The sequence below is a fragment of the Pedobacter zeae genome (assembly GCF_014196715.1).
Classification (GTDB): Bacteria; Bacteroidota; Bacteroidia; order Sphingobacteriales; family Sphingobacteriaceae; genus Pedobacter; species Pedobacter zeae.
The window spans coordinates 1,169,930-1,195,787 of the sequence record NZ_JACIEF010000002.1 but is presented as its reverse complement, the minus strand read 5'-3'; the positions used below and the strand labels follow the sequence as shown (position 1 = coordinate 1,195,787).

Here is a 25,858-nt window from a genome sequence, read left to right as displayed (position 1 = left end):
TTGTGCGATGGAACAGGTATTATTTTGGAGAAAAGGTTTATTTGATAGTAACTATCAGGTCATCAGTAATGGCTACCTAAAATTCTCATTGAATTTTGGCACATGGAAAAACACGGCCATTGCCACTACACAATCGGGGATCTATCTCTTAAAAAGCGAGGGGTTTTCAAAACCTGAAACCCGTATTTTAAATAACCAGAACGAAACGCTGGCTACTATCACCTACGATTGGCTGGGATTTAAGGCCAGGGTCGTTTTTGCATCAGGCGAAACCTTCGATTGGCGTTACCAGAATAGCTGGCTCAGCCGTTGGTCGCTTAATAACCTTAAAGATAAACAGATCCTGTTCAGTGCATCGGCCGGGAACGGCAATATCCACAGCAATATCGACGATGACATGCTGATATTTACCGGACTTTTTATCCGCGAGTATTATTCGAGGTTATTGTTCGGGTTAATTATTTTTGTGATTATCCTGTTCAGCTGCAAAAATATTTTTTAAGCACCAGGCTAAGGCCGGCAAGGTTACCCTAAAATTTCCTGTATTTTTTCTGTGGGGCGGGCAATAACGGCCTGGTTACCTGAAATTACGATCGGACGTTCAATTAAAACAGGGTGTTTAACCATGGCTTCGATCCATTCTTCATCACTAAGGGTTTTGCCTTTATAGTGGTCGATAAAAACCCGCTCCCCTTTTCTAACCAATTCTATTGGCTTAATACCCAGTTTGGCTACAATTGTGGTAAGCACTGCTTGGTTTGGTGGTGTATCCAGGTAGTACACTATTTCAAATTCTTTTCCGCTTTTTTCGAGTTCCTGTAAAGCACTCCGGCTTTTGCTGCACCTGTTATTGTGATAAATGGTAATCATGGTCTGTATCTGTTTAGAGTCCACTTACCCCACCGCTTACCACCAGTTTCATGGCATCAGCAGCAGTCATTTTCAAATCGGTAACCTTATCGCGCTGTACAATACACAGCTGGCCGGCAAAGGAATAGGAAAGCGGAAAATAAACCGCCACCTCGTTGGGCAAATCCAGTTTGTTTAGGTCGTTCTGCGTTAAAAAACCAATCTTTTTTAAGCCACCTTCTACCTCAACCAATACCGGGTGATTGAACTTCTTTTCGTCGCCCACAAAGGCTTCAGTCAGATCTTTTATAGAGGAGTAGATGAAATTAAGCAGCGGTAACCTGTGCATCATCCGCTGGAACCAGTTATACATGGGTTCGGTAACAAAATTGGTTACAAAAATACCTGCCAGTAAAATAATGGTCACTACGGTAAGTAAACCCAGGCCTGGGATGTTCCTGCTTTCGCCGGTAAGCGGATTAACGCCAAATATATTCTTTACATTTAGCCAGCTATCAACCGTTGTAACTGCCCAAAGCACAATAAAAACACTCACGGCAATGGGTACAACTATTAATAAGCCTTTAATGAGATAGTTTAAAATGGCTTTCCCAACTTTATTCATGGCGCAAAAATAACATATTTTTAGTTATAAGTGTTCAATCGTTCATTGGTCATTAGTCATTGGTTCATTTGTGCGAGTTGCATACCATTACAATTGGCCGTTAACGTAGGCTATGAACCATCAAACTATTAACCAACGGACCATTAGGCAATCTGTCCTACTAATGACCAATGAACAAATGAACCATTAGACAATCTGCCAGACTAATAACCAATGAACAAGTGAACCAATGAACCATTAGACGATTTACCGTACTAATGACCAATGAACCAATGACTAATGAACTACTCATAGAAATAAACCCTTTTAACCCGTTGTGAAATATTGGTCAGGATTTCATATGGAATAGTATTAATATCTTTGGCGAGCTGCATAATGGTATGCTCCTGGTTAAAAACAATGGCTTCGTCGCCGGGCTTTACATCGATCCCTGTTACATCCAGCATGGTCATATCCATACAGATCGAGCCTATTACCGGCACTAAATGTCCGTTTATGAGCATTTTACCTACGCCATTGCCAAAGTACCTCGTATACCCGTCTGCATAGCCGATTTTTACCGTGGCTATTTTTCCCCCGTTTGGCATGATGCCTCTCCTGCTATACCCCACGGTTTCACCAGGTTGCAGGTTTTTTACCTGCGTAACGGTTGTTTTAAGCACCATTACGGTTTGTAGTCCGCGGTTGTTGGCCAATGCGGCATCGAAACCATACAGGCCAATTCCTAAACGCACCATATCCATCTGGGCCTCGGGCCAGCGTGAGATGCCGGAAGTGTTAGCAATATGCAGTAATGGCTTGTAGCCTAAAACGTTTACCAGCTGGTGGGCAATAATTTTAAATGTATCGATCTGCTGCCGGGTAAATCCATCATGTTCGGCAGCATCGCTCGCCACCAGGTGAGAAAAAATACTCTGCACTTTTACCCTTGCCGAATCTTTTAACAGGGCCGCTAAGGCATCCACTTCAGTTTGATCGAAACCTAAACGGTGCATGCCACTGTCGATTTTAATGTGGATCGGGTAATCGAAGTCGTAATCCGATAGCGCATTTAAAAAACTGTTCAGGATTTCTAAGCTGTAAATTTCGGGCTCGAGCCTGTGCCTGATAATGGCTTCGAAGGCCGATTCTTCCGGACTCATCACCATAATCGGTAGCGTAATACCGGCTTTGCGTAAGGCTATACCCTCATCGGCATAAGCTACCGCAAGATAATCTACCTTATGAAACTGCAATAAATTGGCAATTTCGAAACTGCCACTCCCGTAAGAGAAAGCTTTAACCATGGCCATGATCTTCACACCCGGCTTAATTTTGGAACGGTAAAACTGCAGGTTGCCTACCATTGCATTGAGGTCGATTTCCAAAACCGTATCGTGTATTTTTTGGGTAAGCAATTTACTGATCCGGCCAAAACCGAAACGCCTCGCCCCTTTTACCAATATGGTTTCGTGACTGAATTGTAAACCCGGAAAAGCTTCTACAAAGGCATTGGTATCGTCAAAAAATTGGGTTTCGAAATTAAAAAGATCAGCATACCGCGAAATATGTGTTCCGATACCGATTAAGCGGTTTACCTTTTTTTGAGCAAGTAACTCCGCAATTTCGGTATATAAATCAAGATCATCCCTTCCGGTTTCAAATAATTCGGAAAGAATAACGGTTTTTTTGGGGTGTTGGTTCTGCTGATTTAAAAAATCGAGTGCAATAGCCAGGGAAGAGATATCGGCGCTGTACGAATCGTCGATAATGGAACACTGGTTAATGCCATTTTTCAGTTCCAGGCGCATGCTAACATGGCTTAGTTTTTCTAAACGCGCATCGGCCTGTTCGGGGGTATAACCCAGGGCCAATAAGGTTGCCCAGCAGATCATGCCATTTTCTATTGAAGCTTTATCCTTAAAAGGGAGCATGCAGGCTATTTCGGTATCCTGATAAATGGCCCTTAAATAGCAATTTCCTTCAATGGGTTCAACAGCGGTAATCTGTAGGTCTGCAAGCTGCTTGCTGCTCCAGGTAAATTTTTTCTTACCGGGTAGATCTTTTGTACTGATCCCGGTTACATATTCGGGCGAATAAATGAATAGGTCTGAGCCGCTAAAAAGCTTCAGTTTCTCGGTGAGTTTTTCTTTTTTGGAGCTGAACCCTTCGGCATGTGCTTCACCGATGTTGGTTAAAATTCCTATTCCGGGCTGAATAATCTCGGCCAGGCGCTGCATTTCGTTTGCGGCAGAAATACCGGCTTCGAAAATCCCCAAGGTATGATCGGCTTCAATCTGCCAAACCGAAAGCGGCACACCAATTTGCGAGTTGTAACTTTTAGGACTTTTAACAATATTGAAATCGGCTGCCAAAAGCTGATAAAGCCACTCCTTTACTATGGTTTTCCCGTTACTGCCTGTAATGCCAATGGTTTGGAGCTGAAACTGTTCCCGATGGTAAATGCTGAGTTGCTGCAGGGCGGCCAAAACATTATCAACCAGTAAAAAATTACCATCCGGATATTGATTTACATATTCAGCTTTGGTGACCACAAAATTACGGATATCCCTGGCGTAAGCATCTTTTATGAACTCGTGCCCGTCGCGGTGCGAAGACAAAGCAAAAAACACAGAATTTTCTGGCACCAGAATGGAACGGCTATCGATTACCAGGTATTGAATAATCACCTCTGCATCAACTAATTTGGAATCAGCATTTAAAATTTCGGCTATTTTGGCAATGGTATATATTGGGTTTTGCATGGTATTATATTCAGAAAAATACGGTAATCGCTTTTATTTTTACGAATTTCAGTAATTAATTATGAAAAGCAGTAAACAAGACGCAGTATTATTGGATAAAAAACAAGCTTTGGCCAAAGCCGAAAATTTTTGCGTTTACCAGGAGCGCTCGCAACAGGAAGTACGCTATAAACTGGTAGAATGGGGCATGCGTGGTGAGGAGCTGGAAGAAATCATCACCGAACTGATTGTAAACAATTTTTTAAATGAAGAGCGTTTTGCGAAAAGTTATGTTTCTGGCAAATTTAACATCAAACATTGGGGAAGGCTTAAAATTAAACAGGGTTTAAAACTGAAAGGCGTACCGGATAAAATTTTACAAAAGGCAATTTACAGTATTGATGAGGATGATTATGAACAGACGATAGCAAGATTAGCACTTAAAAAAGCAGAAAGCCTCTCCGAAAATGATCCGTTTAAAAGAAAAAATAAGCTCATGAGCTACCTCCAGGCAAAAGGTTTTGAAACGGATTTAATTTTACTTGCACTGAAAGCCAGCAATTTAAATTAAATATTAATTTTTTAACAAGAAATTCCTTGACAGATATATAAATCTGCCTATATTTGCATCACCAAAACGAAACAACAACATCAGTTTTGTTGATGCGAAAGTAGCTCAGTTGGTAGAGCACGACCTTGCCAAGGTCGGGGTCGCGAGTTCGAATCTCGTCTTTCGCTCTAAATGCTTTCTTAACGGAAAGCATTTTATTTAAAAGGTGAACACCTGCTCAGATGGTGGAACTGGTAGACACGCAGGACTTAAAATCCTGTGCCCTCAACAGGCGTGCGGGTTCGATTCCCGCTCTGAGTACAACAAAAGAATCGAACAAAAAGCCTTGATGAAAATCGAGGCTTTTTTGTTTACTATTATTGCTAAGCGGCAATATTAGGGATCAATCCTATCGCTTCGTTCAATCTACAATCCCGATAAAGAATTACATACTATTTCAAGGTCTCTGTTATGTCATTCAGAAAATCAAAAACAGGAAAGGCATCACCCTGATTGGTTAGTGCAATTATCGTGTAGCCGTTTTTTAGGTTTCGCCAAAACAGGCTTCTGAAACCTGCTAATCCACCTGTATGTTGGGCGATCATGTCCCCATCAATTTTTTTAATAAACCATCCTGCTCCATATTTAGAACTGGTGCCATCTTTCAACACCGGTGTTTGATATAGCTGTTTGGTACGTTCTTCTGATAACAATTGATTGGTTCTTAATGCCTTATCCAGTTTAAAAAGATCTTCTGCCGTGGAATAAATGCCCCCATCTCCTGTCGTCAGTATGGAATAATCATCCACTTCTTTATCCTTGTTATACCCGATCGCCTTGCTGGCTATAACCGTACCTGACTCATAAACCGTGGTGTGATGCATCTGCAAAGGATCGAAAATATTTTGTTTCAAAAATTCGGCATAGGTCATTTTGGAAATCTTTTCGATGATCAACGACAAAATAATGTAGCCTGAATTGCTGTACTGAAATTTTGTTCCGGGTTCAAATGCCAACCCATCCTGCCCATGAAGCCAATAAACTACATCGGTATTGCTAAGACCTTTCTTTTTGAGTACATTTTCATAATCTCTTATTCCCGATGTATGATTTAACAATTGCTTTATGGTCATATTGCGGGTGTAAGCAGGAAGGTTTTCAACAAATTTTACAGCTTTATCATTAAATGAAAGCAGTCCTTTTTCTGCCATAAGCGTAATTGCAATGGCTGTTATGGGTTTACTCAATGAAGCAATATAAAATGGTATCTCTTTGTTTAGTGCTGTTTTATTATTTAAATCCCGGTAGCCGAAAACTGTATCGATAACGACTTGGTTATTTTGAGCGATCAATATGCTTCCATTGAATTTCCCGCTTTGGTAATAGTGATCAACAATTTCAACCGGGGTTTGACCCGTAGTTTTACACCCGGTTAGGAAGCCTAATATTAAGGAGAAAATAAGGTAAAATGGTTTCATACACAATATGCAGTTAAAATAAGAAAAAATGCGGAGACAAAGCTGTGTATCAACTGAGTTCAGCAGCTTGGGAAAAATCACCGGCTTTTCCTAACTGGGCTTAGCCATTGGCTCCCGCTTTCACCGGTATATGAAGTGTTTGAAAAACTGTAAGATTGAGCGTACAACAAGAGAATCGAAACGTTTCCCCGGATTAGGTTTCCGACTCCCTTTACAATAGCAAACATGTGTTTAGCAATTTTACCGCTGAGGATAAATATCCGTTAGTTCAATAACCCTCCTTACCTACCAGGGCTATTGAACTAAAATTTAAGTGGTTACGTAATCGAATGCTTTAAATTTTTGAAAAACGTTAGCGGCGCAGCCCAGCAAACCTGCTTTATTGCCCAATTTGGCCGGAACAACCAGTGAGCGTATAGCAGACACCGGAACGGCCACTGTTTTGATTCTCCGCTCTATTTCCCTGGTATAAAAAGCTCCGGCTTCACTGATACCGCCGCCAATTACAATTTTTTCGGGACTAAAAATATTAATAAAACTGATGATACCTATAGCCAGGTAATCGAAATGCAGTTCCATTGCTTTTACCGCGTACTCCTCACCTTCCAGGTACTTTTCTACGATATACCTGCCATCCACTTCATCTGTTTCGGGAATCCCCGGATGAATAAACTGATAGTGTTTCAATAATGCGGTTACCGAAGCATAGGCTTCCAAACATCCTTTGGTACCGCAGGCACAGGCTAAACCATTGTGCTGAATAATAATATGCCCTAATTCTGTTCCCCGGTTTCTGAACCCGCCGTATAACTTATTGTCAATCATCACCGCACCCCCTACTCCTGTACCAACCGTAAGAAAAACCACATCGCTACAATCTTTGGCTGCACCATAGGTCATTTCGCCAAGTCCCATTAAATTGGCATCATTATCCATGATAATGTTGTAACGGGTTACATCCTGCAAAATTTCGCCAAGGGCCAGTTGTTTAAAGCCCGGTAAATTATCTGCGCCAGCAATAATTTTATTGTTGTATATCGTTCCCGGAAATCCTATTCCAACCCCCAGAATAGGTTGTTTAACCTTCGAAGCACAGGTTTGGATCGCCTCCACAATGAGCGCAATAACAGCACCTTGTGTTTTTGCTTTTTTCATCGGAATCAATGTGGAATATAAAATTTCACCTTGCTGGTTCACTACACCGCATTTGAGCGATGAGCCACCCACATCAATCCCAATTGCACAAGATTGGTCCATGTTGGTATGGTTTAAAGTTTTCATTTGTTTGAGGTTTTGATCTTAGTCTGACTGCCTTTTAACAATTATAAAACAATTATTAACAAATATCAAAGATTCAAACCTGAACGCGATGAAAAAAGCCTTTGAGGTCGACCACCCTTAGCTGACTTCCTACTTATCTTCTTTGTGGTAAAAAATTATCCTATTAATCTCCGTGCAACAGGCTTTTGCCTGGACAGCACAACATCCAATACCTGCGGTTTACCGGTTGTGCCGCACCTTGCCGAATGGATTTGCTACTTTCATTTTTATTATAATTATTGGCTTCAGTACACAGCAGCACCATGATTACGAATAACCATTTCAATTTATCGTCCTCATTTTTAGCCAGTAATCCATTTAGCACATTTTTTTTATTTTATTTTTTTGCATTGAAAAGTTAAATTTCTATATTTGCAACCCCAAAGGAACACAGCGAATGTGTAAATTTTGCGAAAGTAGCTCAGTTGGTAGAGCACGACCTTGCCAAGGTCGGGGTCGCGAGTTCGAATCTCGTCTTTCGCTCCACGATGCCTTCCTACCAGAAGGCATTTTTAATTAGGTAACCCGATGGAAACCGGGAAGAACTAGGCTCAGATGGTGGAACTGGTAGACACGCAGGACTTAAAATCCTGTGCCCTCAACAGGCGTGCGGGTTCGATTCCCGCTCTGAGTACAAGATAGGACTGATGTCCAAATATCATTGGGTTGTTCGATTCTGAACACCCTTTTTTTTTATAATCAGCGCTTTATCCAAAAAAAGGACTGGTTACAGGTATTCTAAACGCTACTTCTCAATAGCTGATTTTTGCCCTGAACACCAGTTTTATAAGATTATTGCTTTTCCAAGGTTGCTTTTTAGAGCTGCCGCATATTGGAAAGTCCCCAGGATTTTTTTTCAATAACGCCATTAGGTCATACCCGCGACCAAGATTTGCGCAATCAACATCGGCATTCCATACTGCAAAATCTTTTCTGAATTTTTCCTGCCACTTTTTATAATTTTCCCAATCTATTGCATCATTTACAAATTTCTCCGTCAGCCCATCATGTTTTTTTTACTTCCGCAATAGATCTCGTAAGTGCAGAAATTACAGTTTCGGGATCCCCCATCTTTTGACTAAATAATTTCTTCACCTTGTTAGCAATGAATTCCAAATGACCTGGTTCAAAACTTATTATATCCAGCAAATCCTTGAGCCAAGAAACTAAAAACAGCCGCTGTTTTCAGAGCAACGGCTGTGTTTTTTCCACCTTTTTAGTCGGCTTTCAGTTAAGCAGGAATTAACTAGCAAGTCACCGTAATCGTTACAAGTATCATACCATCAGGGGCGATGGTCTGGTTGATTATAGTCTGGTATGGGGCATAATTGTACTGATTCTTGTAGGATAGGATAGCAGGTATCGAGGTGTTTGGCGTCCAGCTCTGGTAAGTATTGAATACCTCTACATTCATCACATTTCCGCCCTGCGAATCCGTGATCGTTATGCCCGGCCCGAGGTTTGGTGCTGCAAGGGCATATGGGGTGTCCTCACCGTTCGAGTCAGTATGGTATACCCAGGATGCACCCGCAAACTGCAGGGCCCGGTATGCGCTGATATTATAAGTTTGAGGAGTATATTTAAACGGGTAATCAAAATAACTTCCTTCTCCCACCAGGGACGACAGGGTTAAGGTTAGGACAAGTTCGACATTGGTAAAGTTCTCCACTGTGACCAGTGCACTCGCGCCGGCCGGGACGCCAGATTTACCTGTTATCAGCATATCCTGATAGCTGTAGGGAAGATGCCATCCGTTCAGTCCACGATAGAAACTTATCGCTTTGGTGCCACATGCCCAGAGCTGGTTCATTACCTGCTGGCTGACGTTGGTGGAATACATGTTCTCCGTCCCATCCTGGTTTTCGGTGAAGTAATTCCCATTGTGCCAACCCTCCCCCTGGCGGTTCTGGTAATTAGTATGCATGGTAGCACTGATGTGATAGCTTGCGTTGGCAGGAAGCAGTGTCTTCAGCACTTCTACCGTATAGGGGAGCAGCATCTGCTGAACGTCCCTGGCTGTCATCGTGGAAGGCCAGAAAAGAGAAGACATATCGCCGATACGGTTGCTCATTTCATATACCGCCTGTGTCTTTCCCCAGTCTGAAAGGATAAAGGTCTCAATATTGCCGAGTGCTGTCCCCAGTGCCTCAAACTCCTGCAGTAGCATCTGTTGCAATTGGGCAACTGTCATTTCATAATTGTAGAAATCCTGCTGGATCTTCTGTGCCTCATAAGCTACATAAGAGGAGGTCTGCTGGCTGCCCTGATAGGTAGAATAACCCGTTGCCATAATATTGGCGAAGCAAGGAAGGCCGTTTTTCATGAATTTGACAAACAACGATGCCTCTGTTCCTGCCGCGGGGTCAGCAACAAAAGTACCGGCAACGTTCATCACCGTGTACAGCACCCCCTCCAGGAGGGGGCCGAACCAGCCGTTCTTCTTTTTGGGTGGGGTCACTTTCGCACTGATGCCGGTGGTCAGTTCACACGCAGTGATCAGTTCAGAAAGCGTCATTGACTGCGCTTGACTGAGAGAAAGATATAATGTCGTCGCCTGTCCGAAAAGCGCCTGTACCGCGGATACTGCCGTAAATTCTTTGCTCAATTGCTGGGCCACTGATATAAAGTCGCCGATTGCCGTTCCTGCCGGCAGGGCAGTATGACCACTGGCGTAACCGGTCAGTATCACGCTGATCTGCGATTGGAAGCCACCAACGGGGGCAGCCAGATTGATGTACTGAGACCGGATATCACTTTGGTTAAGCTGGCTGCAGATATCTGAATATGCTGTTGCCTCACTTCCGGTGAAAGTTGGATAAGCCCAGCTTGGCTGTGCAAGAACTGTTTGCAAGGCCTTACCCGGTGAAAAATCCCATACCTGCAATGCGGTAGCTGTGTCGCCCGATACACCTTCAGTAGTAATCGCTGCGCCCGGTGAGGCCGCTGCGATGGTTAGTGCCTTCCCATTATACTGGTTTATGATCAGTCCTTCATCACTGATCGTCCACAGTTGGAAAAGCTTGCCCCCTGGATCCTTCATGTAGGTAACAACGCTGTTGAGATATTTTGGATTCTGTGGGGTACCGGAGGGATCGATTTCGAGTGAGAGTACGATTCCCGGATCAAGGGCACTCACCATGTAGCCCGGGTATTCATACTGCCACATCGTTAGGTCAGCATCGCTGGAAATAGCGCCTACGGTGACTGGATAGATACCATCCTTTTCATAGGAATCGGGCAATGACAAGAAAAGTCCAGCTTGCCCATTACCTGCATTCCGGATTGTAGTCGGTTCTGAAAAAGGCATGCCGTGCGGGACGATAGCCCAGAGTGCATCGTTGGGGTATGAGCTTCCTGATGACGGAGGGTTCTGCAGCACATTACCGCAAAGTATCTGCTTATAATGCAGGTTCTCAATTGTTCCTGCCACGGCTTTCTTTAACGGGCCTTTTATGCTTTCAAGCTGGGAATAATTTGTAGTCCAAAGCTGTTTATCGTTGGTTGGATCAAGCGGGGCGATGGTCAGGCTGCTTGCCCCCTCAGTGGCGGTCAGGACCATGCCGGGATTCGTTGCGCTCAGGATATGACCATCAGTGGTCTTACGCCATAACTGAAACAGTGCCGCGTATCCTGTAGGGGTAACCAGACCTCCAGATGGGGGCGCAAGAGTTGCCACACCTCCGGGCGTAAGTGACAGCAAGTTGCTCATTGGCCCGCTTTGGGCGTAAGCTGCATTGCGAATCGTAAAATAAAGCCCTTCGGGCTCGTATGGCAGCGCGGTCCAAAGTTCATTGGATGCTGTGCTAAAGCCATAAGTGATCAGGTTCTGGCCTGCCGTTGCATTGCCCCCTCCCTGAACATTGAGGTAAAAGTTATCCCCAGACGAACCTGTAGCAAGCATACCATTGCTCATCAAAAACCATTGTACCCAATAACTCCCCCCTGTGGCCTCGAGCGTGACGTTGTGATCGTCAGGTGTGGATGCAAGTGCAAGACCTGGATTCAGCGAATTGACGATAACTCCATCGCCTTGCATCCTCCAGAGCTGTGTCGGCGATCCGGGATTCAGCGGTTGTATTACCACAGGTGTTCCTGCTGATATGTTTGTATCCGAAACAGTCATCACGTAGACGCTATGGTCGCCGGCACTATTGGGCATATTTGTTTTCAGGTAAAACCATTCTCCCATCATGATGGGCGATGCAGGGATGGTATACCAGATTTCATTATTACCTGAAGTTTGCTCATAGGTGACCACCTCAGCTCCGGAAGTCTGATTGCCACCATCGACATTAAGATACACTATCCCAACAACCGGGCTGTCTAGGTCTACCCAAAACTGATTGTTGCTATAGTTCCATGTTTGGGCGGGACTGGGGGTCTGGGTGGCACTATTAAAGGTTTCCAACGTTACCTGTCCGCTTCCAGAACTATTTGCGGTCAGAACGACCTGATAGTTCCCAATTGGAGTTATGGTTCCATTTGGGTTTATTGTCCATATCTGGCTGCCGCTCCCCGGTGCAAGCTGTTCAATCACAACAGCATTATCGCTGTTGACGCTAAGCACATAGGGATTAGCCTGTCCGTTTACTTCTCCGCTCATGCCCGTCTGAATATAGAAATTGTTGCTGGCTTGCTGGCTATCAGTTGCCGGGAACAGGAACCATTTCTCATTATCCCCATCTGAAGTCTCATAAGTGATAACCATTGTGCCCGGCGAAAGATCAGCATTGTAAAGATTCAGATAAACCGTGCCGATACTTCCACCCATGTCAACAGAAAAGTGGTTGTTTTGCATGGTCCAGATCTGGGCCGCGCTTAAGGCCTGGCTACCATCATAAGCTTCGAGCGTGATCTGAACGCAACTGGTGGGACTGGTACTCTGAGCAGTCAGCACCTGTGATGTTGTCTGCCAGGGACTGATGCTCCCATCAGCATTGAGTTGCCACATCTGTTCTGGGCTGCCTGGCGACCAGTCATCTATAATGATACCATTTCTGCGGGACATCACTGATTTTGGATAGGCATTGTTGGGACTTCCGCTGATAGCGGTCTGGAAGTAGAACGGCACGCCGGTCATCAGTTGAGGTCCACTTTGGGAGGATTGGTTTGTGTTGGACATATGTTTTTCTTTTTTTAATAGAACAATAGACTAAATATAGTCTGCCTACTATTACATGGCTATAATAATACATGCAACCATTTTAGCCATTTACTTACAGCAGTGCCTGTTCAGTTAATTCAGTTTTACGCCGAAAAGTGTAATCTATTTAATAGAAAGTGCATGAGAAAGGGATGGGAAACATTATTCTACATGAATTCCGGGAGAATTGCCGCAAACCCAGGGGTAAGGAATGTATTACCGTCTGTAAACATTATAGCCGGCAACATCAGGGATAATACTGCTACGCCCCCCCCTTTTAACAACCGACTAAACTCATCAAACTGATTCGCCAAATCTAAATGCCCGCCTTTTAAACAAAGTATATTACGCCTTTTAAACAAAACAGCCTGCTTACTTTATACTGAATTTTGGGTCATCAAAAACATTAGATGATGAACACAGATTTAAATGCTGACAAATTAGTACTGGTGACAGGTGGCGCGGGCTTTATTGCCGTGCATTGTATCCTGCAATTATTAACTGCCGGTTACCGGGTTAGAACCACCCTACGGGATCTCAACCGGGAAACAACCGTAAGATCGATGCTGCATGAGGCCGGTGTTGAAGCGGGCGAACGGCTGATGTTTATACAAACAGATCTGTCTGGCGATGCGAATTGGGATAAGGCAGTTAAAGATTGTACTTATGTACTTCATGTAGCTTCGCCAACACCTAAGCTAAACTTCAAGCATGAGGATGAAATGATCATTCCTGCGAGGGATGGCGTACTGCGGGTATTGCGTGCCTCGAGGGATGCAGGTGTATTGCGGGTTGTGCTCACCTCGGCGATTGGAGCGATTGTATACGGGCACCCCAAACAAACAGCACCTTATGATGAAACGGACTGGACAGATACCACCCACGCGCCCGCTTATCAAAAATCAAAAACATTAGCGGAGCAAGCTGCCTGGGAATTTATAGCGCGCGAAGGGGGCAGCCTGGAACTGTCGGTGGTGAACCCCGCAGCAGTAATGGGACCGGTATTGGGCCCCGATTACTCCCATTCCATTTACCTGGTCAAAAATCTGCTCACCGGTAAAATGGCGGGATGCCCAAGGATTAATGCCTGTTTCGTCGACGTTCGGGATGTAGCTGATTTGCACCTGAAAGCCATGATTGATCCGAAAGCGAAGGGCGAACGTTTTATTGCTACCGGTGGCGAAAGTATCTGGCTGAGAGAGGTGGCAAAGATCCTGAAAGCCAACCTGGGCGATAAAGCTAAAAAAGTAAAGGCTAATCAGCTGCCCAATATCCTGTTGCGCATTGCGGCACTAAAAGATCCGATGGTAAAAAGCATGGTACCTTTACTGGGCATTCCGATGAACCTGACCAGTGCCAAAGCCATCAATCTGCTGGGTTGGTCGCCCCGCACTGCAGAAGAGGCCATCGTTGCTTCTGCCAAAAGCCTGATACGTTTAAATTTGTTATAATTGCAGGGTTATGGAAATTGCTGAAGTTTTTATTTCTTGTAAGAAGGAAGTGCATTACAGCCGTGAACTGACGCTGTCGCAGCCGGCGTTGATTCGCGTGATATCGGGCGAAATGAGAATCATGGCTGCAGACCGCAGCTTTCGCTTCTTAGCCGGTGATACGGTACTGTTCCCGCGCGACCAATTGGCACGAATGAGTAAATTGCCCTTGAACGGCGAACCCTGCGTAGTGATATCTGTCATTTTCCGTAAAGACCGGTTACAACGGTACTATGAGCACATACAACCATTGGCCCCGCGTAACCATGAGCCGGTAGCGTTTATCGATCACCCGTTACTGAAAAGCCTGTTTAATTCTTTAACACCTTATTTTGAACTGACTGATGCACTGCCTGCTGATATCGCCGCCTTTAAAGTAGAGGAGGCGATCCGTGTACTGCGTACTGTTAAACCTGCTGCAGACGGGCTGCTGGGATATTTCGATGTGCCTGGTAAACTTGACCTGGCGCAGTTCATGGAACAGAACTTCAGATACAACCTGCCTTTAGAAAAATTCGGCTACTTGACCGGCAGAAGCCTAACTACCTTCAAAAAAGATTTTAAGCAGGTATTTCACCAAACACCTAGCCGCTGGCTTACACAAAAGCGCCTGGAGCTGGCGCATTACCAACTGGCGGAACAAGGCCGAAAACCTTCAGAAGTTTACCTGGATGCAGGTTTTGAGGATTTATCTCATTTCTCTTTTGCCTTTAAAAAGCATTACGGCTATCCGCCCAGCCGGTTTTCAGGCAGTCGCTAACCGCAGAGAGCGGTTTATAAACCCGTACCGGACAAGACTAACAGGCGGAAAAACCGACTTGCTTTAATACCAGGTGCACTCCCAACAAGCAGGAAGAACAAATGGCTGTTACCTGCCTGGATTTTGTTCAGCACGTATTTTAGGATACAATCAAACTCAATACGGCTACAATTGGCACAGGCCTGCTGCTGAACTTTGTGTTATCAAATACAGCAGTAAAATGAGTAAGACAATTTTTATTACCGGCGCATCTTCCGGTTTAGGTAAGGCTACCGCTAAATTATTTCATAATAAAGGCTGGCAGGTGATTGCCACTATGCGAAGCCCGGAAAAGGAGACTGAATTAAGTCAGTTACCCAATGTTACCCTGTTAGCCCTCGATGTGACAGACCCCCAACAGATCAATGCAGTTGCAGATAAGGTATCCGAAGCGTTTGAGCTTGATGTGGTATTCAACAACGCAGGTTATGGTTTATCCGGAGCATTGGAAGCCATTTCAGAAGATCAGTTATTGCGACAGATCAATACCAATCTCCTGGGGGTTATTCGCGTAACCAAGGCATTTATTCCATATTTCCGAACCAGAGGCAAGGGTCTTTTTATCACCACCACCTCACTGGGCGGACTGATCGGCTTTCCTTTTTCTTCCCTCTACCATGCCACCAAGTGGGCACTGGAAGGCTGGAGCGAAAGCATGGCCTACGAACTTAAGAGTATTAACGTGGGCATAAAAGTAATTGAGCCGGGTGCTATTGCAACCAACTTTATGGATCGTTCTTATGACAAAGCTTTCCACCCGGCTTACGATGAGCTGTTTAACCGCTTTTTCGCCAACGTGGATGACGTTACCTTCACACCGGCTGAAAAGATTGCCGAAGTGGTTTATGAAGCGGCAACTGACGGAAAGGATCAGCTGCGCTACCTTGCCGGCGATGATGCCAAAGCCATTTATCAGCAACGCTTAGCGCTGGGCGACGAAGCATTCCGCCAGTTTATGGCACAAACATTTTTAGGGCAATAAAGGTATGCAAAACACTATTTTTATTACCGGCGCATCGTCGGGTTTTGGAAAAGAAACTGCGCTGCTGTTTCAGCGCAGTGGCTGGAACGTAGTTGCCACCATGCGCTCTCCGGAAAAGGAAACAGATTTGGCTGAATTACCAAACCTATTAGTTGTGCCACTCGATGTAACAGATCAGGCCAGTATTAACCAGGCTGTAAGTGAGGCTACCGAACGCTTTGGAAAAATAGACGTGCTGATCAATAACGCGGGTTATGGATTAATCGGGGTTTTTGAATCGGCAACGGCCAAACAAATACAAAACCAATATGATGTAAACGTCTTTGGTTTGATGATGGTTACTAAAGCAGTATTACCGGTTATGCGAAAACAGCGGCAGGGCGTTATCATTAACATATCTTCTTTTGGTGGTGTTACCGCCGGGCAATTTTCCAGCCTCTACAATAGTTCAAAATTTGCGGTAGAAGGTTTCTCGGAAGCGCTATCGCATGAATTGGCGCCCCTTGGCATAGCGGTAAAAATCATTGAGCCGGGCAGCGTGTCAACCAATTTCAGGAGCGGCATGGAGATGATCCAAAATTCCATTCCGGATTATGATGCCGGGTTAAGTCTGCTCATGAGCCGCTATGTTACACGAACTGCACATTTAGCGAAGGCTTCTGCCGCTGATGTTGCAAATGTGATCTATGAGGCGGCGACCGATGGCACATTACGGCTTCGTTATGTGGTAGGTGATGATGCTGCCTTTTATATCGATCTGAAGCAAAAGAATAGCGAGCAGGACTTTTTAAGGCTGATGCGGGAATAACCGCTTATAAATAAGAAACATTGCGTAAATTTGAATGATCAAGACGTGAAGAAAGATACAAGACCTCCATACCGATTTTCGTCAATTATAGAGCTGCACCAGGTACTGGAGCTGCCAAAACCTCTTCACCCGTTGGTCAGCCTTTTTGATAACACTCAAATCGCGGTCAATAAAAAGCAGTTGCCTTCCAGTTTTATCTTCGACTTTTACAGCATATCCTACAAGAAAAAAACAAAAGGCCGTACTGGTTACGGGCAAAGCTATTACGATTTCGACGATGGCACGATGACTTTTGTGGCCCCTTCGCAACTGGTAGCAACTTCCCGCGAGACCGAATACTTTGGTATATCCTTATTGTTTCATGCCGATTTTATCCGCAATTATCCTTTAGGCAAACTCATTAAGCGTTTTGGCTTCTTTAGTTACGAGAGCAACGAGGCATTGCACCTTTCTGAAAAAGAAAAGGAAATCATTCTTAACCTCTTTAAAAACATCAGGACAGAGCTCGAAAACCCGATAGATGATTTTAGCCAGGACATCGTGGTATCGCACCTGGAAACACTATTAAACTATAGTAACCGCTTTTATAAACGACAGTTTATAACCCGTAAAACCGTCAGCCATGATCTGCTAAGCCAGTTGGAACAAATACTGGACGATTATTTCGCCAGCGAACAGGGTCTACATTCGGGATTGCCGACGGTAGAATACCTGGCTTCCAGGCTGAACCTGTCGCCCCGTTACCTGAGCGACATGTTGCGTAGCATCACAGGACAAAGCGGGCAGCAGCACATCCATGAAAAGCTGATTGAAAAAGCCAAGGAATATTTATCTACAACGAATCTGACTGTTGCCGAAGTGGCCTATAAACTGGGCTTCGAATACCCACAATCCTTTAACAAGCTTTTCAAGAACAAAACCGAGTTAACCCCGGTCGCTTTTAAAGCCAGATTTCTGAGCAGCTAATACCATTTTTATATTTTAAAAATACGGGGTATTGTTTCCGAATATTACGAACGGCCCCTGAGCAATGTCATTAATTTTAGCCTCCCCTGCTTTTTGAACCCCGTTATCCATGTCGCATTTAAGCACTGTTAATAACGGGGTTTCTCTCACTTAAACCTCTATACTGCCTGTTTTTACCTCTCCTGCTCTTTTATAACTCACCACAATAATTCCACTGGGGGCTACAACACTTTCTGTCAGGGTAAGTGCTGCCGGGATGGCACCGTTTTCGAACAGTTTTTTTCCCTGGCCCAGCGTTAGCGGGTAAATTTTAAGGCGAAGCTCGTCTACCAGGTCGTTTTTGAGTAATAACTGGATCAGCTCGCTGCTGCCCCATACCTGAATATCGGCTCCTTCTGATTTTTTAAGCGCTTCGATATCGGCTACGCTTTTAAGGAAGCTGGTATTTTTCCAATCTGATTTCTCCCTGCTTTCTGACAGCACATACTTAGCGCCATCGTTAATACCCGGCCAGAAACCGGCATGCTGAGGCCAGTAGGATTCGAAAATTTCAAATGTTTTTCTACCCAAAAGGTACTCGGCAGGTTTTAACTCTTCCTGCATAATCTTGCCAAAAACCTCATCGCCGTAAGAAGCAGTCCAGCCGCCGTATTTAAAGCCACCCGATGTATCTTCTTCAGGACCGCCTGGCGCCTGCATCACGCCATCTAAGGTCAGCATGGTTAAAACTGTTATCTTTCTCATATCGTTTCGATTTATAGTTGAACTTAATATTTTTAATTGTCTATTTTAAAAAACCATTCAGGTATCCCAAAATTGTTTTGGTCTGCGCCATCAGGCTCACATGTCCCTGTGCGGGAACAATGGCCAGCTGCGATTTTGGCATCACCCCGAAATCGGCTACTTTGCCACCACCCAGTAATTGATAGGTCTTCGCGAGCTCAATTTTATCCAAACCGTCGTTATCACCTGCAATAATCAACACTGGCGCGGTAATTTTAGAGATATTGGCTTCGCCCAGATCAAATGGTGCTGCAGCTGATGCCATCATCTGCTCTAAAAACGGTATCCATTTTGTTTTATCAGGCGCAACGGCATCATAAGCAGCTTTCATGGGGCTGTTCTCAAAAAGTTCGGGTTTCATGTTTTTAAATGCATTGTTGATCTCGGGCAACCAGCCTGTGCTTTTATAAGTCGAAGAAATAATCACCAGCTTGCCCAGGCGTTTGGGACTCTGTATAGCAAATTCGTAAGCAATTGCACCACCAAAACTATAACCCGCTACATCGGCACTGTCAACTTTCAGGTAATCCATTACCTTAACCACATCGTTTGCCAGGGTGCTATGCGATAATTTTCTTTCCGAGTAGGGTGTATGTCCGTGTCCCTGTAATTCAATGGCAATTACTTTCCTGGTTTTGGCCAGCTCCGGGACTAACTCACCCCAATTCATGCCAATAGTCATAAACGCACCGTGCAGCAGTACCAATGGTTTACCATTGCCATATACTTCATAATAAACTTTGGTACCGTTAACCGGCACATAACCGCTGTCAGCAGGTTTCACCTGTGCATTTAATCGCGATACACTAGATACAACCACTGCAATAAGCAGCAGAGATTTGAGGATATTGCTGGTGTTAAATAAGTTTTTCATATCGTTTTTTTTAGTTTTATTTTTTTTGACAATACAAATATGGGGCTCGTTTCAGAATTTGATCGCGTGAGGAAACGACAACTTTGGGGGCAAATTCCGACAGCCATAATTTTAAGGTGAAGTAAAGGAATTAAATGTTTGTTTTTTTAAAAGCGATGCCTGATCAAGCACCTGATTTGAGCATAAAAAGCCTGATAGATGCAGTATAATGGGGTAAAAGAGCCCGACAATGAAATAATAGGAATTACTGATGCTGGCTTTTACCTAAAGACTACAACAAACTGACCATCAACCAGTTTAACCAATTTTCCTATAGGTTTCTTTCAAAATATCAAGACGATTCCCTATTTTTAAAAATACCATTTTATACCTATAAAAATATACCTTATGAAAAACCTCAGCCCATTTAAAATCGAAGTCGAACAGACCGTACTCGACGATCTGCAGTACCGCTTACAGCACACCCGCTGGACAGATGAACCTGAAGGTGCCGATTGGAGTTATGGCACCAACGGGGCTTATTTAAAGCAGCTACTTACCTATTGGCAAAACGATTATGATTGGCGTAAACATGAATCGGCACTGAACGTGCTCCCCCACTTTAAAGCTGAAATAGATGGCATCAACATCCATTTCATCCACGTTAAAGGCAAGGGCAAAAATCCGAAGCCACTTCTGCTTACCCACGGCTGGCCGGATAGTTTTTACCGCTTTTATAAGGCAATTCCCCTGCTAAGTGATCCGGAAAGTGCTGGGGGCAATAGCGACCAATCTTTTGACCTGGTTATACCTTCCTTACCTGGCTTTGGTTTTTCAGACCGCGTGGCACTCAATACGGATAAGGTGGCAGCGTTATGGGCAAAATTAATGACAGAAGTTTTGGGCTATGACCGGTATTATGCCGCCGGCGGCGATATAGGTGCAATAGTAACCAAATCGCTTGCGAACCAGCAACCCGGCCAGGTTATTGCCATCCACCTTACTGATGTTGGTTATCCCAACGGACAGGAAGATTGGTCTACCATGTCGGCTGCCGAGCAGGAATTTGGCCAATTTATTCAACATTGGTGGTATAGCGAAGGGGCGTATAATATGATCCAGTCTACCAAACCACAAACCTTAGGTTATGGACTTAACGATTCGCCAGCCGGGCTGGCCGCATGGATAATTGAAAAATTTAACAGCTGGAGCGACACCAATGGCGATATCGAAAATAGCTTTACCAAGGATGAACTGATTACCAATATCATGATTTATTGGGTAAGCCAAAGTATTAATACCTCTATCCGTACTTACCTCGAAAATGCAAGAGCAGCATGGTCGGGCCAGCCTTCGCCTTCTGCCGGATACGTGCAAACGCCTACCGGAGTAAGCCTATTCCCTGCCGAGGCACCGGCACCGATAGAATGGGCACAACGCATGGTTAATGTAAAGCGCTTTAACAAAATGGAAAAAGGCGGACATTTCGCTGCATTGGAAGTACCCGATGCCTGGGCAAACGAGCTCCGCAGCTTTTTCTACAACTTATAGCAACAATTTAACGGCATAATTGCTTAAACTGTAAAATAAAAAAAGGCTTTCTTCGAGATAAAGAAAGCCTTGCCCAGAAAAATCCAATATTTAGCTGAGGATGATCTGGTAATTAACATTTACTCTTTTCGGATAATTGCTTTCCTCATTATTTAAGGATACAAAGGCGGCATTTCCGTGAACCTGGTTTTTCAAGGCATGTTCGTAATGCGCCTGGATAGTTTCTTGATAATCGTGCTGAAGGTTTTTGGTAGTTTCGGCTAAAAGATTTCTGTCGTTCAGATTTTCCGGTAATAACGTGATATCGCAATTCCCCTCACTGATTTCTTTGACTAAGTACTTCATTTTTGGTTTTAATCTTTGTTTCCTGCTTGATGAATAACATTTCGAGAACGGCCAAAAATAGGAGAAGTCTTTATTTTTCATGTAATCTGAAAGTTAATTTTCGACTGAAAGGCCACTGATCCAAATTCAGCCGCTAACCTGCCCACAAATCAACTGACCGGTCATATCGCTGTGCCCATGACCCCGGCCTGGATTACCGGGTTTACGACCTGAAAAATTTTACCTTCAACATCCGCTAACTGCAATCCCATTTGCAGCTTAAGGTTTCTGCCCAAAGAAATTGCTCATAAATACACTTTGAAATTTAATGGCGTTTGCCCAATATTCCCAATTATGAGCACCTGGCCTGGTGGTAAAATCGTGCGGAATATTGTAATATAACAGCTCATCATGCAAACGCATATTAACCTTATAGAAAAAATCATCCACACCACAATCGATGATAAGGGCTAACGATTTGGGTTTAACCAGGTAAACGAGGTCGATCACGCTATGCTGTTTCCAACGTTCCGGGAATTCATCTTCGGGTCCTAATCTTTGCGGAATATTCCACCCGTTAGGGAAAGGTTTAATATCAACCCCACCGCTCATACTGCCTGCCACACCAAAAACATCCTGGTGTTTAAAAGCCAGATAAAGTGCACCATGCCCACCCATACTTAAACCCGTTATGGCCCTTCCCCTTTTATCGGCAATGGTTTTATATTGTTTATCTATATAGGCCACCAGTTCTTTGGCTACATAGGTTTCATATTTCCATTCCGGATCAACCGGGCTATCGAAATACCAGCTGGTAACATTTCCATCGGGACATACAATAATAAACTGATACTGATCGGCCAGGTTTTTAATTCCCGGTACTTTTTTTACCCATTCGGCATAACTGCCGCCAGCCCCATGAAGCAGGTACATTACCGGAAAAGCGTTGCCATTTTTATAGGCATCGGGTTTAATTACAACTGCCTTGATATTTTTTTTCATCGATTTGCTGTAAGTCACAGCAGTATCTACTTCTGCTGCACTGGCAGCACACGTAAACAGGAATAAACAAATGGCTACCAAAAAGCTATTTTTCATGCGTTGTTTTTAATGAGGTTACAATATGGTGCTAAATTTATAAAATTACGCTGCATTCTTTGCCAGGTGTTAATTTTATTACTTTTGGTTTATTCTGATCAACGTGAAACTGACGTCTTTTCTTTACTTTACCCTGCTGGTAACCACACTGATTACTAAAAGCGCTGCGCAAAACAAACTGCAATCTGCCAGCTTCATTACTTTTAACAGCTACAGCAATACTTTCGCCGAAAAACTCCAAAAAAATGAACCTGTAAGCGTTGCTTTCTTAGGCGGATCGATTACCAATATGGAAGGCTGGCGCGGAATGGTTTGCAATTACCTGTCTAACACCTACCCACAAACTAAGTTTAAATTTATCAATGCAGGCATTCCATCCCTGGGTAGTTTGCCACATGCTTTCAGGCTCCAGCAGGATGTATTGGATAGTGGCAAAATAGATCTCTTATTTATCGAATCGGCGGTTAACGACCATGTAAATCAAACGGCAGAAAAAACGCAGCGCCGTGCACTCGAAGGTATCATCAGGCATACGCTAAACAAAAATCCTAAGGCCAACATGGTGCTGATGGCTTTTGCCGATGAAGATAAAAATAATGATTTTGACAATGGTAAGATACCCACAGAAGTAAAAGTACACAGCGATTTGGCCGAATATTACCATTTGCCTTTTATTAACCTGGCTTTGGAAGTAGATAAACGCATAGCCAATAAAGAATTTACCTGGGCAGGTGATTTCAAAGACCTGCACCCCTCGCCTTTTGGACAACAACTCTATTTTAATACCATTAAAACCTATCTGGAAGAAAACCAGAAAAACACGGCTAATAAAACCGGTGGCAGCCTGCCTAAGATTTTAGATAAGTTTGCGTATACCAAAGGGCAGTATGTTAGCGTTGCTGCTGCCGAAAACTTAAATACCTTTAGCATCGATAAAAACTGGAAACCTAACGACGCCTTGGAAACAAGGCCTGGTTTTGTTAATATCCCAGTGCTCGGAAGCAGCACACGCAACAGTACTTTCGATTTAATTTTTAGAGGCAATGCGGTTGGTATTGCTGTGCTGTCAGGCCCTGATGCAGGTATGCTGCATTACCGCATTGATAACGGAGAAGAAAAAACAATCGATCTGTTTACGCAGTGGAGCACAAGCCTGCATTTACCCTGGTATTTGCTGTTGGGCGATGAGCTGGGCGGAGGTGAGCATAAATTGAGCGTTCGCATTAGCGAATATCACAATAAAAAATCGTCGGGTTATGCTTGCCGGATTGTACACTTTTTGGTCAACGCAAATTAAAACAGCTAAGCCTGTTGAGTATTTCACCCCTACATTTGTCGCATTCACACTTTTTGGGCTATAAAAGTTCGCATAACTTTACCCTATAATTTTTTAAAAGAAGAAAATGGAAAATACAACACCGATCACCGTAGAAACCACAGTAAATGCACCTGTAGAAAAAGTTTGGGAATGCTGGAACAATCCCGATCACATTACCAAATGGAGTTTTGCTTCGCCCGACTGGCACACTCCTTATTCGGAAAACGATTTAAAAGTGGGTGGTAAATTTAAAAATACCATGGCTGCAAAAGATGGCAGCATGAGTTTCGATTTTGGCGGCACCTATACCACGGTTGATGCCCATAAAAAAATTGAGTACAGTTTGGAAGATGGCAGAAAGGTAAGTATCCTTTTCGAAGCGCTTAGCGAACAAACCAGGATCATTGAAACTTTTGATCCGGAATCAACCAACCCTATCGAAATGCAGCGCGGCGGATGGCAGGCCATCCTGGATAACTTTAAGAAGTATACAGAAGAAGTGGGCGTACTTTAAATAAATGGCGTCATCCCGACCGGAATGCAGTGGAGCGGAGAGATCTATCCCCGGACATGTTGCCGACTTCGTTGCACTCCGTTCGAAATGGCGATTTTTTGTAATCCTTTTGTCTTATTTTAAAGCATGGTGCGATAAATGATCAACCAACATTGGTAAAAACGTCGTTTTTATAGGTCATTAAGTAACATTTCGATTATTATTTGATTCGCATAATTTTTGATTTGAACCAAATACTTTGATGTTCCTTCCATAATTTACATTTGCTGTGTAAATTATACACTATGTACCGTATATCTTTATCTTATTTTTTAGTCCTATTATTCATTACCCTATCCTTTGGCGTTCGTGCTCAAACGCTAAGCCTTAAACAAGCCGTTAGCACCGCCCTTACGAATTATGGCACCATCAGGGCCAAAAGCAACTATGCAGAAGCCTCAAAATCGGCTGTACAGCAGGCCAAAAGAGAATACCTTCCCAATTTAAACTTAAGTGCTCAACAGGATTACGGCACCATTAACGGGCAAAATGGCCCCCAGTATGGTTTAGGTGGTTTGGGAGTGGCGTCGGCTGGTCCGGCTTTAGCTAAACAAAACTGGAATGCTGCCTTCGGCGGACTTTATCTGGCCAATGTAAACTGGGATTTTTTCACCTTTGGAAGAATCAGGGAGCGGGTAAAGGTAGCCAATGCTGCTTACCAAAGGGATCAGAACGACCTGGAACAGGAAAAATTTCAACAGAAAATCCGTGTTTCGGCGGCTTACCTTAACCTCCTGGCCGCACAAAGGTTAACCAAATCGCAACAGAAAAACCTCGAGCGTGCCATTACCTTTCAGAATACCGCCATTATCAGGGCAAAAAACGGGCTTATAGCCGGTGTAGATTCTTCATTTGCCAAAGCAGAGGTTTCGAACGCCAGAATTGCCTTAACAAAAGCAAAGGATCTTGAGCAGGAACAGGCCAACCGTTTAGGTTTACTGATGGGTTTAACGGCTACTTCTTACGATTTGGATACGGCTTCCATCGCCCACATTCCGGGCAACCTGCTGGAAGATACCCTAGTTAAAAGTACACATCCGCTTTTAAAGTTTTACCGAAACCGGATAGATGTAAGCGATGAGCAGGTTAACTATTTCAAAAAACTCTATTACCCAACCTTTACTTTTTTTGGGGTAATGCAGGGCAAGGGATCAGGTTTTGGTCCGGGTTATGCCCTCGATCAGAGCGCTTATTCTACCAGTTATGCCGATGGTATTAACCCCACCCGCAGCAACTATTTGATTGGCATAGGAATGACCTGGAATTTATCAACCCTGCTTAAAAACCGCCCACAAGTACGTGCGCAACAGTACATTAGCCAGGGCTTAAAAGAAGAATATAATTTGGCCGATCAGCAGTTAAGGGCACAATTGGCCCTTGCCGAAACCAAGCTGAACAATGCCCTGGCCAATTATAAGGAAGCCCCCATACAGGTTAAAGCCGCAGCGGAAGCCTATCTGCAGAAAAATACACTCTACAAAAATGGCTTAACCACTTTGGTTGATCTTACCCAGGCACTTTTTACATTAAACCGGGCCGAAACCGACCGGGATATTGCCTTTACCAACGTTTGGCAGGCTTTGCTCTTAAAATCGGCAGCCTTGGGCAACTACGAGATATTTATCAATGAATTTTAATCTGGCTA

The 25,858-nt window shown here is 44.0% G+C and carries 21 protein-coding genes and 4 tRNA genes; 15 read left to right on the top strand and 10 right to left on the bottom strand.

Features of this window, described 5'->3' with window-relative positions; genetic code table 11:
* The first annotated feature begins 7 nt into the window (after positions 1-7).
* The gene (locus GGQ60_RS11780) at positions 8-502 is read left to right on the top strand and encodes a hypothetical protein (RefSeq protein WP_183764050.1); all 495 of its coding nucleotides are present in this window, start codon (positions 8-10) and stop codon (positions 500-502) included.
* Positions 503-525: 23 nt separating this feature from the next.
* Here the strand turns inward: GGQ60_RS11780 and arsC are convergent, their stop codons facing one another.
* The 3 genes from arsC to GGQ60_RS11765 form a co-directional block, all read right to left on the bottom strand.
* On the bottom strand, positions 526-870 hold the full coding sequence (gene arsC, locus GGQ60_RS11775; protein ID WP_183764047.1) for an arsenate reductase (glutaredoxin): 345 nt from the start codon (positions 868-870) through the stop codon (positions 526-528).
* A gap of 13 nt (positions 871-883) precedes the next feature.
* Positions 884-1,474 (bottom strand): DUF502 domain-containing protein, encoded by a 591-nt coding sequence (locus tag GGQ60_RS11770; protein ID WP_183764043.1) that lies wholly within the window; start codon positions 1,472-1,474, stop codon positions 884-886.
* 284 nt (positions 1,475-1,758) lie between these two features.
* Complete coding sequence (locus tag GGQ60_RS11765) at positions 1,759-4,218, bottom strand: bifunctional UDP-N-acetylmuramoyl-tripeptide:D-alanyl-D-alanine ligase/alanine racemase (RefSeq protein ID WP_183764041.1); 2,460 nt, start codon at positions 4,216-4,218, stop codon at positions 1,759-1,761.
* 61 nt (positions 4,219-4,279) lie between these two features.
* Here GGQ60_RS11765 and GGQ60_RS11760 point away from each other — a divergent pair, with 61 nt between their 5' ends.
* The 3 genes from GGQ60_RS11760 to GGQ60_RS11750 all read left to right on the top strand — a co-directional run bounded on the left by GGQ60_RS11760 (position 4,280) and on the right by GGQ60_RS11750 (position 5,068).
* Positions 4,280-4,768 (top strand): regulatory protein RecX, encoded by a 489-nt coding sequence (locus GGQ60_RS11760; protein ID WP_183764038.1) that lies wholly within the window; start codon positions 4,280-4,282, stop codon positions 4,766-4,768.
* A 94-nt stretch (positions 4,769-4,862) separates the two neighbouring features.
* Positions 4,863-4,935, top strand: a tRNA-Gly gene (locus GGQ60_RS11755).
* A 48-nt stretch (positions 4,936-4,983) separates the two neighbouring features.
* Positions 4,984-5,068 (top strand) — tRNA-Leu (locus GGQ60_RS11750).
* 131 nt (positions 5,069-5,199) lie between these two features.
* On the opposite strand, the gene GGQ60_RS11745 is transcribed toward GGQ60_RS11750, so the two are convergent.
* Both GGQ60_RS11745 and GGQ60_RS11740 read right to left on the bottom strand, forming a co-directional pair.
* Positions 5,200-6,225, bottom strand: coding sequence for a serine hydrolase domain-containing protein (locus tag GGQ60_RS11745; protein ID WP_183764035.1), 1,026 nt, complete (start codon positions 6,223-6,225; stop codon positions 5,200-5,202).
* A gap of 309 nt (positions 6,226-6,534) precedes the next feature.
* Complete coding sequence (locus GGQ60_RS11740) at positions 6,535-7,506, bottom strand: ROK family protein (protein ID WP_229685014.1); 972 nt, start codon at positions 7,504-7,506, stop codon at positions 6,535-6,537.
* 449 nt (positions 7,507-7,955) lie between these two features.
* On the opposite strand from GGQ60_RS11740, the gene GGQ60_RS11735 reads away from it, so the two are divergent.
* Both GGQ60_RS11735 and GGQ60_RS11730 read left to right on the top strand, forming a co-directional pair.
* A tRNA-Gly gene (locus GGQ60_RS11735) sits at positions 7,956-8,031 on the top strand.
* Positions 8,032-8,094: 63 nt separating this feature from the next.
* Positions 8,095-8,179: transfer RNA gene (locus tag GGQ60_RS11730), tRNA-Leu, on the top strand.
* Between the two features lie 612 nt (positions 8,180-8,791).
* On the opposite strand, the gene GGQ60_RS11725 is transcribed toward GGQ60_RS11730, so the two are convergent.
* Positions 8,792-12,667, bottom strand: coding sequence for an RICIN domain-containing protein (locus GGQ60_RS11725; protein WP_183764032.1), 3,876 nt, complete (start codon positions 12,665-12,667; stop codon positions 8,792-8,794).
* 431 nt (positions 12,668-13,098) lie between these two features.
* Here GGQ60_RS11725 and GGQ60_RS11720 point away from each other — a divergent pair, with 431 nt between their 5' ends.
* From GGQ60_RS11720 to GGQ60_RS11700, 5 genes are all read left to right on the top strand, one after another.
* Complete coding sequence (locus GGQ60_RS11720; RefSeq protein WP_221235933.1) at positions 13,099-14,139, top strand: SDR family oxidoreductase; 1,041 nt, start codon at positions 13,099-13,101, stop codon at positions 14,137-14,139.
* Positions 14,140-14,149: 10 nt separating this feature from the next.
* Positions 14,150-14,938: a helix-turn-helix domain-containing protein gene (locus GGQ60_RS11715; protein ID WP_183764030.1), complete on the top strand. Its 789-nt coding sequence runs from the start codon at positions 14,150-14,152 to the stop codon at positions 14,936-14,938.
* Between the two features lie 220 nt (positions 14,939-15,158).
* Positions 15,159-15,959: an SDR family oxidoreductase gene (locus GGQ60_RS11710; RefSeq protein ID WP_183764027.1), complete on the top strand. Its 801-nt coding sequence runs from the start codon at positions 15,159-15,161 to the stop codon at positions 15,957-15,959.
* 4 nt (positions 15,960-15,963) lie between these two features.
* On the top strand, positions 15,964-16,767 hold the full coding sequence (locus tag GGQ60_RS11705; RefSeq protein WP_183764024.1) for an SDR family oxidoreductase: 804 nt from the start codon (positions 15,964-15,966) through the stop codon (positions 16,765-16,767).
* 45 nt (positions 16,768-16,812) lie between these two features.
* The gene (locus tag GGQ60_RS11700) at positions 16,813-17,733 is read left to right on the top strand and encodes a helix-turn-helix domain-containing protein (RefSeq protein ID WP_183764020.1); all 921 of its coding nucleotides are present in this window, start codon (positions 16,813-16,815) and stop codon (positions 17,731-17,733) included.
* Positions 17,734-17,883: 150 nt separating this feature from the next.
* On the opposite strand, the gene GGQ60_RS11695 is transcribed toward GGQ60_RS11700, so the two are convergent.
* Together GGQ60_RS11695 and GGQ60_RS11690 are read right to left on the bottom strand one after the other, a co-directional pair.
* Positions 17,884-18,477 carry a dihydrofolate reductase family protein gene (locus GGQ60_RS11695; RefSeq protein ID WP_183764017.1) on the bottom strand — a complete coding sequence of 198 codons (594 nt, stop codon included), beginning with the start codon at positions 18,475-18,477 and terminating at the stop codon, positions 17,884-17,886.
* A gap of 40 nt (positions 18,478-18,517) precedes the next feature.
* Complete coding sequence (locus tag GGQ60_RS11690; RefSeq protein WP_183764014.1) at positions 18,518-19,390, bottom strand: alpha/beta fold hydrolase; 873 nt, start codon at positions 19,388-19,390, stop codon at positions 18,518-18,520.
* Positions 19,391-19,777: 387 nt separating this feature from the next.
* Here GGQ60_RS11690 and GGQ60_RS11685 point away from each other — a divergent pair, with 387 nt between their 5' ends.
* The gene (locus GGQ60_RS11685; protein ID WP_183764011.1) at positions 19,778-20,920 is read left to right on the top strand and encodes an epoxide hydrolase family protein; all 1,143 of its coding nucleotides are present in this window, start codon (positions 19,778-19,780) and stop codon (positions 20,918-20,920) included.
* Positions 20,921-21,010: 90 nt separating this feature from the next.
* On the opposite strand, the gene GGQ60_RS11680 is transcribed toward GGQ60_RS11685, so the two are convergent.
* Together GGQ60_RS11680 and GGQ60_RS11675 are read right to left on the bottom strand one after the other, a co-directional pair.
* Positions 21,011-21,265, bottom strand: a complete 255-nt coding sequence (locus tag GGQ60_RS11680) for a hypothetical protein (RefSeq protein WP_183764008.1) — start codon at positions 21,263-21,265, stop codon at positions 21,011-21,013.
* A 258-nt stretch (positions 21,266-21,523) separates the two neighbouring features.
* Positions 21,524-22,342 carry an alpha/beta hydrolase gene (locus GGQ60_RS11675; RefSeq protein ID WP_183764005.1) on the bottom strand — a complete coding sequence of 273 codons (819 nt, stop codon included), beginning with the start codon at positions 22,340-22,342 and terminating at the stop codon, positions 21,524-21,526.
* Between the two features lie 103 nt (positions 22,343-22,445).
* Here GGQ60_RS11675 and GGQ60_RS11670 point away from each other — a divergent pair, with 103 nt between their 5' ends.
* The 3 genes from GGQ60_RS11670 to GGQ60_RS11660 all read left to right on the top strand — a co-directional run bounded on the left by GGQ60_RS11670 (position 22,446) and on the right by GGQ60_RS11660 (position 25,850).
* A complete protein-coding gene (locus GGQ60_RS11670) occupies positions 22,446-23,639 on the top strand; it encodes an SGNH/GDSL hydrolase family protein (RefSeq protein WP_221235931.1) in 1,194 nt (397 codons plus the stop codon).
* Positions 23,640-23,745: 106 nt separating this feature from the next.
* Complete coding sequence (locus GGQ60_RS11665; protein ID WP_183764003.1) at positions 23,746-24,174, top strand: SRPBCC family protein; 429 nt, start codon at positions 23,746-23,748, stop codon at positions 24,172-24,174.
* A gap of 284 nt (positions 24,175-24,458) precedes the next feature.
* Positions 24,459-25,850, top strand: a complete 1,392-nt coding sequence (locus tag GGQ60_RS11660; protein WP_183764000.1) for a TolC family protein — start codon at positions 24,459-24,461, stop codon at positions 25,848-25,850.
* Positions 25,851-25,858: the final 8 nt, after the last annotated feature.

What these genes read in the sequence shown, in the direction of transcription:
- GGQ60_RS11780 (WP_183764050.1), top strand. Translation starts at nt 8, where the DNA reads ATGGAACAGGTATTATTTTGGAGAAAAGGTTTATTTGATAGTAACTAT.
- arsC (WP_183764047.1), bottom strand. Translation starts at nt 870, where the DNA reads ATGATTACCATTTATCACAATAACAGGTGCAGCAAAAGCCGGAGTGCT.
- GGQ60_RS11770 (WP_183764043.1), bottom strand. Translation starts at nt 1,474, where the DNA reads ATGAATAAAGTTGGGAAAGCCATTTTAAACTATCTCATTAAAGGCTTA.
- GGQ60_RS11765 (WP_183764041.1), bottom strand. Translation starts at nt 4,218, where the DNA reads ATGCAAAACCCAATATATACCATTGCCAAAATAGCCGAAATTTTAAAT.
- GGQ60_RS11760 (WP_183764038.1), top strand. Translation starts at nt 4,280, where the DNA reads ATGAAAAGCAGTAAACAAGACGCAGTATTATTGGATAAAAAACAAGCT.
- GGQ60_RS11745 (WP_183764035.1), bottom strand. Translation starts at nt 6,225, where the DNA reads ATGAAACCATTTTACCTTATTTTCTCCTTAATATTAGGCTTCCTAACC.
- GGQ60_RS11740 (WP_229685014.1), bottom strand. Translation starts at nt 7,506, where the DNA reads ATGAAAACTTTAAACCATACCAACATGGACCAATCTTGTGCAATTGGG.
- GGQ60_RS11725 (WP_183764032.1), bottom strand. Translation starts at nt 12,667, where the DNA reads ATGTCCAACACAAACCAATCCTCCCAAAGTGGACCTCAACTGATGACC.
- GGQ60_RS11720 (WP_221235933.1), top strand. Translation starts at nt 13,099, where the DNA reads ATGATGAACACAGATTTAAATGCTGACAAATTAGTACTGGTGACAGGT.
- GGQ60_RS11715 (WP_183764030.1), top strand. Translation starts at nt 14,150, where the DNA reads ATGGAAATTGCTGAAGTTTTTATTTCTTGTAAGAAGGAAGTGCATTAC.
- GGQ60_RS11710 (WP_183764027.1), top strand. Translation starts at nt 15,159, where the DNA reads ATGAGTAAGACAATTTTTATTACCGGCGCATCTTCCGGTTTAGGTAAG.
- GGQ60_RS11705 (WP_183764024.1), top strand. Translation starts at nt 15,964, where the DNA reads ATGCAAAACACTATTTTTATTACCGGCGCATCGTCGGGTTTTGGAAAA.
- GGQ60_RS11695 (WP_183764017.1), bottom strand. Translation starts at nt 18,477, where the DNA reads ATGAGAAAGATAACAGTTTTAACCATGCTGACCTTAGATGGCGTGATG.
- GGQ60_RS11690 (WP_183764014.1), bottom strand. Translation starts at nt 19,390, where the DNA reads ATGAAAAACTTATTTAACACCAGCAATATCCTCAAATCTCTGCTGCTT.
- GGQ60_RS11685 (WP_183764011.1), top strand. Translation starts at nt 19,778, where the DNA reads ATGAAAAACCTCAGCCCATTTAAAATCGAAGTCGAACAGACCGTACTC.
- GGQ60_RS11680 (WP_183764008.1), bottom strand. Translation starts at nt 21,265, where the DNA reads ATGAAGTACTTAGTCAAAGAAATCAGTGAGGGGAATTGCGATATCACG.
- GGQ60_RS11675 (WP_183764005.1), bottom strand. Translation starts at nt 22,342, where the DNA reads ATGAAAAATAGCTTTTTGGTAGCCATTTGTTTATTCCTGTTTACGTGT.
- GGQ60_RS11665 (WP_183764003.1), top strand. Translation starts at nt 23,746, where the DNA reads ATGGAAAATACAACACCGATCACCGTAGAAACCACAGTAAATGCACCT.
- GGQ60_RS11660 (WP_183764000.1), top strand. Translation starts at nt 24,459, where the DNA reads ATGTACCGTATATCTTTATCTTATTTTTTAGTCCTATTATTCATTACC.